Below are 13716 nucleotides of genomic sequence, written 5' to 3' on the forward strand. Positions count from 1 at the left end.
ATGAGTCTGCGACGCCGAACGCCCCGGCGGAGGAGGGGTGGACACCGTTCTGGGGTGGTGTCAGACCCCCTGTTCCTTACGTGGGTCAGGGCCAGGATCAGGCCGTGAACCGGCCCCCCTTGACGGCGGTGACGAAGGAGGCCCAGCCTGCTGTGGCGAAGACAATGGCGGGGCCGGCGGGGGACTTGCTGTCACGGACGGGGACGGCGGCATGGCCGGCGGCGACCTCCAGGCAGTCTCCCTGGCTTCCGCCGCTGTAGCTGGACTTGAACCATCCAGAGAGAGTGGATGAGTTCGCGACACTCCGCTTACTGCTGGCCATGTTCGTGATCCTCTGCTGCCGCTCGCACAAGGGCAAGTGATTCCTGATGCGACATCGCATCGCTCAGGGCAAGATCGTAGACCGTACGGCATGCCTTCACCATCAGTGGATCGTCCATCAGATTGCCCGTCAAGTAGCCCTCGACGTAGGCCACTGGTTGCGCGTCCGCGAAGCTCATCAGGGATGCCAGGCCCTCTTGCAGAGAGTGTGCTCCCGTCCCGAACGGAAGCACATGAAGCCGGAGTCGTCCGGTCTCGGCCATGTCTGCGATCTTGTTCAGCTGCTCTGCCATGACCTTGGGGCCGCCGACCTGCCGTCGTAGTACCGCTTCGTCCAGCATCGTCCACAGGATGGGGGCCAGCGGTCCATCGAGGATGCGGGCACGGGCTGTTCGAATGACAACGTCCTTGTCAACGTCTTCCGGGCGGTAGTTCGGACTGACCGCCTGGAACAGTGCTCGCGCATAGCCCTCCGTCTGGAGCAGCCCCGGCACGAGTGAGAGCGCGAACTGCTGGATGAGCGTCGCCTGCTTTTCCAGGTCGGCCACGGACGCGAAGTGGTCGGCGTACTTCGAGTCCAGGTCCTCCAGCCACCGGGCGAAGAACCCGTCCGTGCCCAGTGCGCGGTCGATCCGCTGCGCGTCCTCCGGGCTCGGCAGCCGTCGCCCGGCCTCGTAGTGACTGATCAGCGTGGGCGAGCACACCACCATCTCGCCCAGCGCCTCCTGCGTCAGCCCCGCCGCGATGCGCCGCAGCTTCAGCTCCTCGCCGTACTTCTCCCGAGGCGTACGCGGCCTTCGCTTCGTTCCCACGTGATCCGACTCCCCGTCTTGACGGACGCGCTGTCATCCCCCACCCCCTGGCAGCGTAGCGATCCGTGACCCCATTCTGTGATGGGTTCGCTACACAAAGCATTGAACTCGTCATCGGGATCGGAATCGGGAGAAGAGGGCCGACGTGGAGCACAACGGGCGCGAGGGCGACGGGATCAGGCAACTGCCCTGGATGGGGCAGGACGGCAAGCCGTGTTACGTCATCGGGGACGGCAGCGGGTACGTGTCGCGGATGGCGGACGGCTTCGAGAACATCCAGCTCGCCATGGCGGGTGATCTGATCGGGCACGCCACCGAACTCCTGGCGGACCGGAAGGCCGCCGGGACGGAACTCCACTTCCTCGCCTGTCGGTTGACCGAGTCGCTGCGGACGGTCAAGCGGGTCGCGGAGAGCCGGGGCTCACGGCTGGGCGTGGCGGTGGCCGATCCCGGCATCGACGACTGGTGACCCGTGGGCGTCCCTGGCGTCCAGCAGCGTCGGCAGGTGCTCCGCCGCCCATGCGCAGCAGGCGGCCATGGGCGCGAGGAGGGTGCGGCCGAGCGGGGTCAGTTCGTAGCTGACCGGGGCCGGGGCCGGGGCGTCCAGGTGGACGGTGCGGGTGATGAGCGCGTCCCGTTCCATCGCGCGCAGGGTCTCCGTCAGCACCTTCGGCGTGATGGAGCGCAGCGGGATCTCCAGCTCGGAGAAGCGCCGCGGGCCGGACTCCAGGCACCGGATGATCTTCGGGGTCCATTTGCCGCCGATCCGGAACGGGGAAGCCGTGTGGGAGCAGCCGGTGAACATTTCGGGATCAAGTGGTTGGCTCACCCTGGCGAGCGTACGTAACTATCGTTGCGGAAACCATGGGGTGCGGGGCTAGCGTCCGCCTCATCGGCCGGCGGTCCGCGGGCCTTGGCGAGGGGGAACCCCATGAGCAGCAGGATTATTGTCTTCGGGGCCGGTGGACGGGCCGGGCGGCGGGCCGTCGCGGAGGCCGTCGCCCGTGGGCATCGGGTGACGGCCGTGGTGCGGGACGTGGCCGCGTACAAGGGCCCGGCCGGTGACAGCGTCCGTGTCGTCGCCGGTGATGTCACCCGGGCGGACAGCGTCGCGGAGGCCGCGGCGGGGCACGACGCCGCGATCAGCGCGGCCGGCCGGATGGACGTGCCGTCGCGGGACTTCTACGTGAGCGCGGCGCACGCCCTGTTGGACGGGCTGGCGCGGGCGGGCGTCGGCCGGTTGGTGCTCATCGGTATCGGGTCCGTCCTGGAGACCGCGCCGGGCGTGGCCGTCCATGACGCTCCGGGCTTCCCGGAGGAGGCGCGGGCCTTCTCGCTCGGCCACTCCGCCGAACTCGACGTGCTCCGCGCCGCGGAGACCGGCATCGACTGGCTCGTCATCGCCCCGCCGCCCGTGATGCTGGACGACGAGGCCCCGCGCACCGGCCATTACCGGACGGGCGGCGAGCAGGTGATGGCCGACGGCGCCCCGTCCTTCTCCTACGCGGACCTCGCGGTCGCGCTGGTCGACGAGATCGAGACCCCGAAGCACCACCGCTCCCTCACGGCAGTGGCGGGCTGACCGCCGGGCCGGGGTGCCGGTCCCGGTCGGGCGTGGTCGAGTCCGGCCATCAACAGTGCGCGCTCATGGACGAGTGTCGTCTATACGTTCGAGCAGCGTTCGGGCTTCGACGGTGCGGCGGTGGTCGGGGCCGAACGAGGCCAGGCAGGCATCGTGAGCGGTCGCGGCCTGACGTCGGGCGTCGGGAGCGCGACCCAATCCCAACAGGGCGGTGGCGAAGACCAGTTCAACGCCGCCCACATCCGGGTGGCGCTGTTGCTCGGGCAGTGAGCGGTACAGCTTGTCGGCACGGCGTGCCTCGGTGAGGGCCTCTTCGTAGCGGGACTGACCGTTGAGGCTGCGAGCCAGGCCGAGCCGCAGTACGAGCGCACCCCGGTCACGTTCGGGATAGGCGGCCAGGGACTCGCGGGCGAGCACCTCGGCCTCCTGGTGACGTCCCTGTGCGTTGAGGGCGAAGGCCAGCCCATTGCGGGCGGCCGCTGTCAGCTGGGACCATTCCGGCCCGGTACCGCGCCCGGCGGCCTCGATGACGGCCCTGCATTCCGCCTCGCACTCGGCGTGCTGTCCGAGCGAGATCCTCTGCTGGGCACGGTCCGAGCGCAGCTTCAGGGTCAGCCAGTGATCGGCTCCGAACGTCCGGCTGAAGGCCGCCAGCGCTTCGTCATAGGTGGCGAGCGACTCGGCGTGGCGCCCCTGGGCGCCCGTCGCGAGCGCGGCGATGTTCAGCGCCACCGCCGCGTACTCGTCGTTGGGCGGCCGCGACCGGGCCACCGCGCGGGACGCGGCCTCCGCCTCGGCGTAGCGCCGGGCTTCGTAGAGGGCTTTGGCCTCGTCGACAGGCGTTCCCGTTATTTGTTCGGCGTCGCTTCGGCCGCGCGACCGGAAGAATCTCATGGCCGGGAGCATACGGATGCCTTGCGCCCCGAACTCCTCGGCGATCCTGAGGCAGGTGTCGTGGTCAGTGCGGAGCCTCCGCCGTGGGCTGCCGCGACGAAGAAGGCCAGGGCGTCCACTGGATGGCCCGGTATCCGGGGACGTACCGCGTGGTGTCGGCGCAGCCCGGTACCGTCGCACCCATGTCCACCATGTCCTCCACGACATCGTCCACGCCCAACCTGGCCGTCCTGGAAGGCGTACTCGAACGCATCACGTTCGCGAACGAGGAGAACGGGTACACGGTCGCGCGCGTCGACACCGGGCGGGGGAGCAACGACCTGCTCACCGTCGTCGGGTCGCTGCTCGGGGCGCAGCCCGGGGAGTCGCTGCGGATGGAAGGGCGTTGGGGCTCGCACTCGCAGTACGGCAAGCAGTTCACCGTCGAGAACTACACGACGATCCTCCCCGCCACCATCCAGGGCATCCGCCGCTACCTCGGCTCCGGGCTGATCAAGGGCATCGGTCCCGTCATGGCCGACCGGATCACCACCCACTTCGGCGTCGACACCCTCGACATCATCGAGCAGCAGCCGAAGCGGCTCGTCGAGGTGCCGGGGCTCGGTCCGAAGCGGACGAAGATGATCGCCGCCGCCTGGGAGGAGCAGAAGGCGATCAAGGAGGTCATGGTCTTCCTCCAGGGCGTAGGTGTCTCGACGTCCATCGCCGTCCGCATCTACAAGAAGTACGAGGACGCCTCGATCTCCGTGGTGAAGAACGAGCCCTACCGGCTGGCCGCCGACGTCTGGGGCATCGGCTTCCTCACCGCCGACAAGATCGCCCAGGCGGTCGGCATCCCGCACGACAGCCCGGAACGGGTCAAGGCCGGGCTCCAGTACGCGCTGTCGCAGTCCACGGACCAGGGCCACTGCTTCCTGCCCGAGGAGCGGCTGATCGCGGACGCGGTGAAGCTGCTCCAGGTGGACACCGGGCTGGTCATCGAGTGCCTCGCCGAACTGGCCGAGGACCCGGAGGGCGTCGTACGGGAGAAGGTGCCCTCGCCGGAGGGCGGTGAGCCGGTCACCGCCGTGTACCTGGTGCCCTTCCACCGGGCCGAGATCGCGCTCGCCGCCCAGGTGCGGCGGCTGCTGCGGACGCCGGAGGAGCGGATGCCGGCCTTCGGGGGCGTCGACTGGGACAAGGCCCTGAAGTGGCTCGCGGGCCGTACCGGCGCGACTCTGGCGCCCGAGCAGGAGGCCGCCGTGCGGCTCGCGCTCAGCCGGAAGGTGGCTGTGCTGACGGGCGGGCCGGGCTGCGGTAAGTCGTTCACCGTCCGGTCCATCGTGGAGCTGGCGCGCGCCAAGAAGGCCAAGGTGGTGCTGGCCGCGCCGACCGGGCGGGCGGCGAAGCGGCTCTCCGAGCTGACGGGGGCCGAGGCCTCCACCGTGCACAGGCTGCTGGAGCTCAAGCCCGGCGGGGACGCCGCGTACGACCGGGACCGCCCGCTGGACGCCGATCTGGTCGTCGTGGACGAGGCGTCGATGCTCGATCTGCTGCTCGCCAACAAGCTCGTCAAGGCGGTGGCACCCGGTGCACATCTGCTGCTCGTCGGGGACGTGGACCAGCTGCCGTCGGTCGGCGCGGGGGAGGTGCTGCGGGATCTGCTGGCCGACGGCGGCCCCGTTCCGGCGGTCCGGCTGACCACCATCTTCCGGCAGGCCCAGAAGTCCGGCGTCGTCACCAACGCCCACCGGATCAACTCCGGTATCCCGCCGCTCACCCAGGGGCTGAGCGACTTCTTCCTCTTCGTGGCGGACGAGACGGAGGACGCGGGCGTGCTCGCGGTCGATGTCGCGGCCCGCCGCATCCCGGCGAAGTTCGGCCTGAACCCCCGCCGCGACGTGCAGGTACTCGCTCCGATGCACCGAGGACCGGCCGGCGCGGGCCACCTCAACGGTCTGCTCCAGCAGGCCATCACACCCGCCCGCCCCGATCTGCCGGAGAAGCGGTTCGGCGGCCGGGTGTTCCGGGTGGGCGACAAGGTCACCCAGATCCGCAACAACTACGACAAGGGCGAGAACGGTGTCTTCAACGGCACCGTCGGCGTGGTCACCGCTCTCGACGCCGACGAGCAGAGGCTGACCGTCCTCACGGACGAGGACGAGGAGATCGGTTACGACTTCGACGAGCTGGACGAGCTGTCCCACGCGTACGCCATGACGATCCACCGCTCCCAGGGCAGCGAGTACCCGGCCGTCGTCATCCCGGTGACGAAGAGCGCCTGGATGATGCTCCAGCGGAACCTGCTCTACACGGCCGTGACGAGGGCGAAGAAGCTCGTCGTCCTGGTCGGCTCGCGGCAGGCGATCGGGCAGGCGGTCCGCACGGTTTCCGCAGGCAGACGTTGCACAGCGCTGGATTACCGGCTGCGGGGAGGTGTGGAAGGAGGATCTGCCGAAAAAATGATCGATCAAATCGGTGGGAAACATCACGGAGGTCTTCCGGAACCGCAGTCAAGGGGGCAGGATGAATAAGTTCGCGGCACTCAGTGCCGCGAGTAGGTCCAATGGACGACCCCGAGTGCACTCTCCTGAGCCAAATGGGGGAGGGTAGAGACAGTCAGGGAACCTCGAAGAAGAGGCACTACGTCGGTGAGGGATGACGTGAGCGACAACTCTGTAGTACTGCGGTACGGCGATGACGAGTACACCTACCCGGTGATCGACAGCACCGTCGGCGACAAGGGCTTCGACATCGGGAAGCTCCGGGCGAACACCGGCCTGGTGACGCTGGACAGCGGATACGGCAACACCGCTGCGTATAAATCCGCCATCACCTACCTCGATGGCGAGCAGGGCATCCTGCGGTACCGCGGCTACCCGATCGAGCAGCTCGCCGAGCAATCGACGTTCCTCGAAGTCGCGTACACGCTCATCAACGGTGAGCTTCCGAAGGTCGACGAGCTGTCGACCTTCAAGAACGAGATCACCCAGCACACGCTGCTGCACGAGGACGTCAAGCGGTTCTTCGACGGCTTCCCGCGCGACGCCCACCCGATGGCCATGCTGTCCTCGGTCGTCAGCGCGCTGTCCACGTTCTACCAGGACAGCCACAACCCGTTCGACGAGGAGCAGCGTCACCTCTCGACGATCCGGCTGCTGGCCAAGCTGCCGACCATCGCGGCGTACGCGTACAAGAAGTCGATCGGTCACCCGTTCGTCTACCCGCGCAACGACCTCGGTTACGTCGAGAACTTCCTGCGCATGACCTTCTCGGTCCCCGCCCAGGAGTACGTGCCGGACCCGGTCGTCGTCTCGGCGCTGGAGAAGCTGCTCATCCTGCACGCGGACCACGAGCAGAACTGTTCGACCTCCACCGTGCGTCTGGTCGGCTCCTCGCAGGCGAACATGTTCGCCTCGATCTCCGCCGGTATCTCGGCGCTGTGGGGCCCCCTGCACGGTGGCGCCAACCAGTCGGTGCTGGAGATGCTTGAGGGCATCCAGGCCAACGGCGGCGACGTCGACTCCTTCATCAGCAAGGTGAAGAACAAGGAGGACGGCGTCCGCCTGATGGGCTTCGGCCACCGGGTGTACAAGTCCTTCGACCCGCGCGCCAAGATCATCAAGGCCGCGGCCCACGATGTGCTCTCCTCGCTCGGCAAGTCCGACGAGCTGCTCGACATCGCGCTCAAGCTGGAGGAGCACGCGCTCTCCGACGAGTACTTCGTCTCGCGCAACCTCTACCCCAACGTGGACTTCTACACCGGTCTCATCTACCGGGCCATGGGCTTCCCGAGCGAGATGTTCACCGTGCTCTTCGCGATCGGCCGGCTTCCGGGCTGGATCGCCCAGTGGCACGAGATGATCAAGGAGCCGGGTTCCCGCATCGGCCGCCCGCGCCAGATCTACACCGGCGAGGTCCTGCGCGACTTCGTCCCGGTCGAGGGCCGCTGAGCCCCGGACCACCCCTGCCTCACCCCCGGCCCCTCCCGGCCGGTTGCCTTCGCCCCGACTGCCGCGCTTTCGCACAGAGCGCGGTGTCCGGGGCGATTTGCTTGTCCCGCCGGGGCCGGGACCGAGGTGCACATGCGAGAAGCGCCCCGCCGTCGATCCCCCCACGGGCCGACAGCGAGGCGCTTCCCATATCCCGGAGCGGATTCCCCCCACGGGATCCGGCCGGGCGTTCAGTGGGAGCCGAAGCTCCTGGGTTCCTCGGGTACTGCGTGTACTGCGCTTACCTCTCGTACAACCTGCCTGCCGGCGGTCTGCCGGGGTACGTACCGACGGGAGGGCCGCTCAAAGCTCCCCGGTGCACGTGCCCCGGCCAACGCTTGCCCGGAGCGTCCCCCAAGACCCTCCGTCGGACGTCCCCCAAGACATCCTTTGGCATCGCACTCTTAGACTCGCGAACCCACCGAATGGTTACCCCTGAATCAGTGTGATCTAGATCTCTTTGTGGACGTTACGTGAAGGACCTCAAGCGCAGGCTGTTCGTTACGACGAAGACCGATGAGAACGCCATCGCCGCTCCAGCAATCATAGGGTTGAGCAGGCCAAATGCCGCAAGGGGTAGAGCAGCAACGTTGTAACCGAATGCCCAGAAAAGGTTGCCCCTGATGGTGGTCAGGGTACGCCGGGAGAGCCGGATGGCATCGGCGGCCACCTTGAGATCTCCACGAACGAGGGTCAGATCGCTCGCCTCGATCGCCGCGTCCGTGCCGGTTCCCATCGCCAGACCGAGGTCGGCGGTGGCCAGTGCGGCGGCGTCGTTGACCCCGTCCCCGACCATCGCGACCGCACGTCCCTCGGCCTGCAACCGCTCGATGACGTGCGCCTTTTCCTCGGGAAGCACCTCGGCCCGCACCTCGTCGATCCCGACCGCGCGGGCCACGGACTGGGCCACCGCGCGGTTGTCGCCGGTCAGCAGGATCGGTGTCAGGCCGAGTGCGCGGAGGTCCGCGACGGCCGCCGCGCTGGATTCCTTGACCGCGTCGGCGACTTCGAGGACGCCCCGCGCCTCACCGTCCCAGGCGACCGCGACCGCCGTACGTCCCTGCGCGGCGGCTTCCGTCAGGGCGGCGGTCAGCACATCCGGAAGGCCGATTCCGGCTTCGGTGAGCAGCCGGGGGCGGCCGACGAGCACCTTGTACCCCTCGACGGCGCCCTGGACGCCGAGGCCGGGGACGTTGACGAAGTTCTCGGGGGTGGGGAGGGGGGTGGTGGTGCGTTCGGTGGCTCCGGTGGCGACGGCCTGGGCGATGGGGTGTTCGGAGGCGTGTTCCAGTGCTCCGGCGAGGCGCAGGATGTCGGTTTCCGTGGTGCCGGGGGTGGTGTGGACGGAGTGGAGGGTCATTTTGCCGGTGGTGACGGTGCCGGTCTTGTCGAGGACGATGGTGTCGACGCGGCGGGTGGTCTCCAGTACTTCGGGGCCCTTGATGAGGATGCCGAGCTGGGCGCCGCGTCCGGTGCCGACCATGAGGGCGGTCGGGGTGGCGAGGCCGAGGGCGCACGGGCAGGCGATGATCAGCACGGCGACGGCGGCGGTGAAAGCGGCCGTCACGTCGTCCGTGGCCAGCAGCCAGGCGATCAGGGTGGCCACCGCGATCAGCAGGACCACGGGGACGAACACCGCCGAGATCCGGTCCGCGAGCCGCTGCACCTCGGCCTTGCCGTTCTGCGCGTCCTCGACCAGCTTCGCCATCCGGGCCAGCTGGGTGTCCGCGCCGACCCGGGTGGCCTCGACGACGAGCCGGCCCGAGACGTTCACGGTGGCGCCGGTGACGGAGTCCCCGGCCACCACGTCGACCGGGACGGACTCGCCGGTGAGCATGGACGCGTCCACCGCGGAGGCGCCCTCGACGACCGTGCCGTCGGTGGCGACCTTCTCCCCGGGCCGGACCACGAAGCGGTCCCCGACCGTGAGCCGGGCGACCGGGACGCGTACCTCGGTGCCGTCGCGCAGCACCGCGACGTCCTTGGCACCCAGGTGCATCAGGGCCCGCAGGGCGGAACCGGCCTTCCGCTTGGACCGCGCCTCCAGGTAGCGGCCCAGCAGGATGAACGTGACGACTCCCGCGGCCACCTCCAGGTAGATCGTGGAGGAGCCTTCCGTGCGCGAGACCGTGAAGTCGAAGCCGTGCCGCATGCCGGGCATTCCGGCGTCACCGAGGAACAGCGCCCAGAGCGACCAGCCGAAGGCGGCGAGGGTGCCGACCGAGACGAGGGTGTCCATGGTGGCCGCGCCGTGCCGCAGGTTGGTCCAGGTCGCCCGGTGGAAGGGCAGCCCGCCCCAGACGACGACGGGGGAGGCCAGGGTGAGCGAGAGCCACTGCCAGTTGTCGAACTGGAGGGCCGGGATCATCGCCAGCAGGACGACGGGGACGGCGAGGACCGCCGACACGATGAGGCGCCGGCGCAGCGAGGCGAGGGCTGCGTCGGTGTCGGGGCCGGGGTCAGCTGTCTCCGACTTCTCGGGCGCCTGGGGTGTCGGTGCCGTCTCCTGGCTCGGAGGGGCCGGTGCCGGTGCGGGGCGGTGGACCGGTTCCGCCGTGTAGCCCGTCTTCCGCACGGTCGCGATCAGATCCGCGACGCCGGTCTCCGGTCCGTAGAGGACCCGGGCCTTCTCGGTGGCGTAGTTGACGGTGGCGGTGACCCCGTCCATCCGGTTCAGCTTCTTCTCGACGCGGGCCGCGCAGGAGGCGCAGGTCATCCCGCCGATCATGAACTCGGCCTCCGAGCTCTCCGCCGCCGGGGCTTCGGTCTCTGTCGCGCTGTGCATGTCCGAACTCCTGAAACGCCGACCGGGCCGTACCCCACCAGTATCTGCTGGTCGGTCCGGCCCGGCGGCGAAGGGGTGACGCGGGTGGAGTGGAAGACGGGGGTTCCGGCGGTCAGGCCCGGCCGGTCAGCTCGTAACCGGCCTCGTCGACGGCGGCGCGTACGGCCTCCCCGTCCAGCGGGGCCCGGGAGGTCACCGTCACCTGGCCGGTGGACGCCACCGCCTTCACCGAGGTGACGCCCTCGATTCCGGAGATCTCCTCCGAAACGGCGCCCTCGCAGTGTCCGCAGGTCATGCCGGTGACCTGGTAGACCGTGGTCACGCCGCCCTGCTTCGCGTCGGCGCTCGCGCCGTCGTGGCAGGAGCCGCTGGGGGAGCAGCAGGAGCCGGTCGCCTGGCCGTTCGCCTGGGGGAGCTGGGTCTCGGCGGTCATCGTTTTCTCCTCTTCGACGGGCACGTGTGGGTGTGGAGACGGGCGCCCGGCGGGGGTCCGGGAAGGCCGGTGCGCCTCCACACTCACCACACTATACCCCTAGGGGGTATGAATGCGAGCGGTGCGGGTGTCGGGCGGGTCAGTCACGGCGGCTCCGGTTGCCGGGGCGGGTGGTGACCCAGGTGCGGATGGTGTCCGCGTACCAGTACGGTCTGCCGCCCTCCACGTGGTCCGGTGGCGGAAGGAGGCCGCGTTTCCGGTAGGAGCGGACGGTGTCCGGCTGCACCCGGATGTGAGCGGCGATGTCCTTGTAGGACCAGAGCCTTCTGTCCGTCATTCGGTGACACCTCTCTGGATCACTCGGGCTGTGTCCGGGTGAACGAGCGCGATCAGAAGCGGGGAGGGGCTGTCGAGCGCCTGTGACGAAAGACCCGCGCAATGGAGATATGCGTGACGGGGGAGTGACCTCTGTGGCGGAAGGGACGCAATGGGGCAAACGCACCCTGCGCGCCCGCGAGACCGCGCGCCCCGGCCTCCGCAGCTCAGATGTGCCTCAACTGCGGTGATACCGAGACGGACTCCGGGCACGATCGTTCCATGACTGGTTTCGGGAAGCAGAACATGGCCGTACTCGTACTGCGCGAGGCGGACGACATCACCACCCTGCTCCGGCAGGCTCTGGACACCGCACCCGCCGAGGAACGCCCCGGCCTGGAGAGGGCCATGGCCCTCACCGCCGAGGCCGGCGCCGTTCCGGACGCGGAACTGCGCGGCCGCTGGGCGCTGCGCAGGATGGCATCGACCGGGTACGAGGGCCCGCCCCGCACCGTGGCCGCGGTCAAGGCTCTGCGCACGGCCGAGCGGGGCCTGAGCCTGCTCCAGGCGGTGAACCTGTCGAAGGACGCGGAGGCCGTCGCGACGGACACGCGGGACGGCCGGGCCGCGGATCCCGACGCCACATGAACGGCAGACGGGAGCCGGGCCGGGCAGACCGGAGACAGGAGCCGGGCCGGGTGAACGGGGGGCAGGAGTGGGCCGCGCTGCGTCATGTGGCCTCCCTCTCCTCCGGGCGGCCGCTGGACCGCTCCGTGCCGCTCACGCTGAACTTCCACCCGGACCGGATGGCGGGCGGCCGCTCCGTCCTGGCCGCGCTCGCCCAGGACGGCGTCTACCGTTCGCAGTTCGTCACCGGCACCAGCAACGGCGGGCTGACGGCTCATCCGGGCGGTGACCGGTGGCGCTGGGAGAGCCGGATCTTCGGCGGCGCGTACGACGGCGCGCCCGGCGAGCGGCGGCCGGTGTACGGGGCGTTGAACTTCCGGCGCCAGGAGACCGGGGCAGCACCACGGTTCGGCTCCGCGCACTTCAGGCTGACCGCGCAGGCGCTGGAGCGAACCACCTTCTGTTACCCGGACAGCGCCGCCGAGCCCTCCGACTTCGGCGTCGCCGACCGGATGGGCCTCATCGAACTCGCGGAGTCCGACAGCCGGGACGCGCTCGACGACTACATCGAGGCGCAGGTGCACGGGCCGGTCCTGCTCGACCGCCATCCGGAGGCGCTGGTCCTCGACCCGAGCTTCCGGGGCACCGCCGTGGAGGAGGCCGCGCGACGGCTGCCCTGCCCCACGGAATGGCACGGCGGGTTCCGCCTGACCGCGGCGGAGCTGCGCCGCCACGCGGACTACCGGGGGCAGGAGTTCGTCGATCTCGGCGTGGAGATCTCCCGGGGCGGACTGCTCGATCCCCGGATCATCGGGGAGGCCGCCCGCACCGGCCGCTACGCCGCGCAGTCGCTGAAGAAGGTCTGGCACTGCCTGGCCCGGTTCGGCGCCCCGGCCCGTACCGAATCGGCCTGATCGCCCGAAGGCCGCAGCGCCGTTCAGACGGGTCGGGCGGCCTGCCCCGGGCCGCCGCAGGAGCGCAGGAACTCCCTGGTGCGGCGGGCGATCGGGAACGGCGCGTCGGGCGCGCACGGGTACATGTCCTGCTCGACGATCGCGAACAGGTCCACGTCCAGCCGGCGGGCGGCTTCCAGCACCGGCGCCAGGGCGGGCACCCCGCCCGGCGGCTCGCACATCACCCCGCGCGCCACCGCCGGCCCGAACGGCACCTCGTCCGCCACCACTTCGGCCAGGATCTCCGGGTCGACCTGCTTGAGGTGCAGATAGCCGATCCGTTCACCGTAGGTCTCGATCAGCTTGACGCTGTCGCCGCCGCAGTACGCGTAGTGCCCGGTGTCGAGGCAGAGCGAGACCAGCGAGGAATCGGTGGCGTCGAGGAAGCGGCTGACGTTCTCCTCGCTGTCGATATGGGTGTCGGCGTGCGGGTGGACGACGATCCGCAGACCGAAACGGTCCCGCACCTCGCGCCCCAGCCGCTCCGTCTGGGTGGTGAGGTCACGCCACTGCTCGGCGGTGAGGGTGCGGTCCTCCAGCACCTCGCCCGTCTTGTCGTCGCGCCAGAACGACGGGATGACCACGAGATGGTCCGCACCCATCGCCCGGGTGAGCTCCGCGATGTCCGCGACATGCGCCCAGGTCCGTTCCCAGACGCCCGGACCGTGGTGCAATCCGGTGAAAACGGTACCCGCGGAAACGCTGAGCCCTCGGCTGTGGGTCTCGTCGGTGAGCCGGGCCGGATCGGTCGGGAGGTAGCCGTACGGGCCGAGCTCGATCCACTCGTAACCGGCGGTGGAGACCTCGTCGAGGAAGCGCTGCCAGGGCACCTGCCGCGGATCGTCGGGGAACCACACCCCCCAGGAGTCGGGCGCGGAGCCGATGCGGATGCGGGCCGGAGGGGGTGCGGAGGTGGTCATGCGCTCCAGCCTCCGCGCCCGGGGAGAGGGGTGTCAAGCATTAGTCCGTATGTCCGGACCAATCATTGACAGCATTCGGGGGAGGAGTTAGACCGGGGGCGAC

Annotated in this window: 14 protein-coding genes; 6 read left to right on the forward strand and 8 right to left on the reverse strand. The window is 69.6% G+C overall.

Annotated features, from left to right (window positions below; genetic code table 11):
• Positions 1-97 precede the first annotated feature (97 nt).
• Together ACFVQ0_RS26955 and ACFVQ0_RS26960 are read right to left on the reverse strand one after the other, a co-directional pair.
• Positions 98-322: a DUF397 domain-containing protein gene (locus tag ACFVQ0_RS26955; protein ID WP_390091777.1), complete on the reverse strand. Its 225-nt coding sequence runs from the start codon at positions 320-322 to the stop codon at positions 98-100.
• Positions 309-1133, reverse strand: a complete 825-nt coding sequence (locus ACFVQ0_RS26960; RefSeq protein ID WP_390091778.1) for a helix-turn-helix domain-containing protein — start codon at positions 1131-1133, stop codon at positions 309-311. The genes ACFVQ0_RS26955 and ACFVQ0_RS26960 overlap by 14 nt, the downstream gene beginning before the upstream one ends.
• Before the next feature lie 193 nt (positions 1134-1326).
• Here ACFVQ0_RS26960 and ACFVQ0_RS26965 point away from each other — a divergent pair, with 193 nt between their 5' ends.
• Positions 1327-1602, forward strand: a complete 276-nt coding sequence (locus ACFVQ0_RS26965) for a hypothetical protein (RefSeq protein WP_390091860.1) — start codon at positions 1327-1329, stop codon at positions 1600-1602.
• Here the strand turns inward: ACFVQ0_RS26965 and ACFVQ0_RS26970 are convergent.
• Positions 1555-1962 carry a winged helix-turn-helix transcriptional regulator gene (locus ACFVQ0_RS26970; RefSeq protein WP_390091779.1) on the reverse strand — a complete coding sequence of 136 codons (408 nt, stop codon included), beginning with the start codon at positions 1960-1962 and terminating at the stop codon, positions 1555-1557. The genes ACFVQ0_RS26965 and ACFVQ0_RS26970 overlap by 48 nt on opposite strands.
• A gap of 102 nt (positions 1963-2064) precedes the next feature.
• On the opposite strand from ACFVQ0_RS26970, the gene ACFVQ0_RS26975 reads away from it, so the two are divergent.
• On the forward strand, positions 2065-2715 hold the full coding sequence (locus ACFVQ0_RS26975; RefSeq protein ID WP_390091780.1) for an NAD(P)-dependent oxidoreductase: 651 nt from the start codon (positions 2065-2067) through the stop codon (positions 2713-2715).
• Between the two features lie 63 nt (positions 2716-2778).
• Here the strand turns inward: ACFVQ0_RS26975 and ACFVQ0_RS26980 are convergent, their stop codons facing one another.
• A complete protein-coding gene (locus ACFVQ0_RS26980) occupies positions 2779-3609 on the reverse strand; it encodes a tetratricopeptide repeat protein (RefSeq protein ID WP_390091781.1) in 831 nt (276 codons plus the stop codon).
• Between the two features lie 191 nt (positions 3610-3800).
• Here ACFVQ0_RS26980 and ACFVQ0_RS26985 point away from each other — a divergent pair, with 191 nt between their 5' ends.
• Together ACFVQ0_RS26985 and ACFVQ0_RS26990 are read left to right on the forward strand one after the other, a co-directional pair.
• Positions 3801-6122 (forward strand): ATP-dependent RecD-like DNA helicase, encoded by a 2322-nt coding sequence (locus ACFVQ0_RS26985; RefSeq protein ID WP_390091861.1) that lies wholly within the window; start codon positions 3801-3803, stop codon positions 6120-6122.
• A gap of 129 nt (positions 6123-6251) precedes the next feature.
• The gene (locus tag ACFVQ0_RS26990) at positions 6252-7541 is read left to right on the forward strand and encodes a citrate synthase (protein WP_123525920.1); all 1290 of its coding nucleotides are present in this window, start codon (positions 6252-6254) and stop codon (positions 7539-7541) included.
• Between the two features lie 508 nt (positions 7542-8049).
• On the opposite strand, the gene ACFVQ0_RS26995 is transcribed toward ACFVQ0_RS26990, so the two are convergent.
• The 3 genes from ACFVQ0_RS26995 to ACFVQ0_RS27005 form a co-directional block, all read right to left on the reverse strand.
• On the reverse strand, positions 8050-10365 hold the full coding sequence (locus ACFVQ0_RS26995) for a heavy metal translocating P-type ATPase (protein ID WP_390091782.1): 2316 nt from the start codon (positions 10363-10365) through the stop codon (positions 8050-8052).
• A gap of 112 nt (positions 10366-10477) precedes the next feature.
• A complete protein-coding gene (locus ACFVQ0_RS27000; RefSeq protein WP_390091783.1) occupies positions 10478-10798 on the reverse strand; it encodes a heavy-metal-associated domain-containing protein in 321 nt (106 codons plus the stop codon).
• A 139-nt stretch (positions 10799-10937) separates the two neighbouring features.
• Entirely contained in the window at positions 10938-11135 is a 198-nt protein-coding gene (locus tag ACFVQ0_RS27005) for a helix-turn-helix transcriptional regulator (protein WP_390091784.1), read from the reverse strand.
• Between the two features lie 260 nt (positions 11136-11395).
• Between ACFVQ0_RS27005 and ACFVQ0_RS27010 the strand changes: the two genes are divergently transcribed.
• Positions 11396-11761, forward strand: a complete 366-nt coding sequence (locus tag ACFVQ0_RS27010; protein ID WP_390091785.1) for a hypothetical protein — start codon at positions 11396-11398, stop codon at positions 11759-11761.
• A gap of 50 nt (positions 11762-11811) precedes the next feature.
• Positions 11812-12654 (forward strand): DUF3626 domain-containing protein, encoded by an 843-nt coding sequence (locus tag ACFVQ0_RS27015; RefSeq protein WP_390091786.1) that lies wholly within the window; start codon positions 11812-11814, stop codon positions 12652-12654.
• Positions 12655-12677: 23 nt separating this feature from the next.
• On the opposite strand, the gene ACFVQ0_RS27020 is transcribed toward ACFVQ0_RS27015, so the two are convergent.
• Positions 12678-13613, reverse strand: coding sequence for a sugar phosphate isomerase/epimerase family protein (locus tag ACFVQ0_RS27020; protein WP_390091787.1), 936 nt, complete (start codon positions 13611-13613; stop codon positions 12678-12680).
• Between the last annotated feature and the right edge of the window lie 103 nt (positions 13614-13716).

Source organism: Streptomyces sp. NPDC057900 (assembly GCF_042887885.1).
GTDB lineage: Bacteria > Actinomycetota > Actinomycetes > Streptomycetales > Streptomycetaceae > Streptomyces.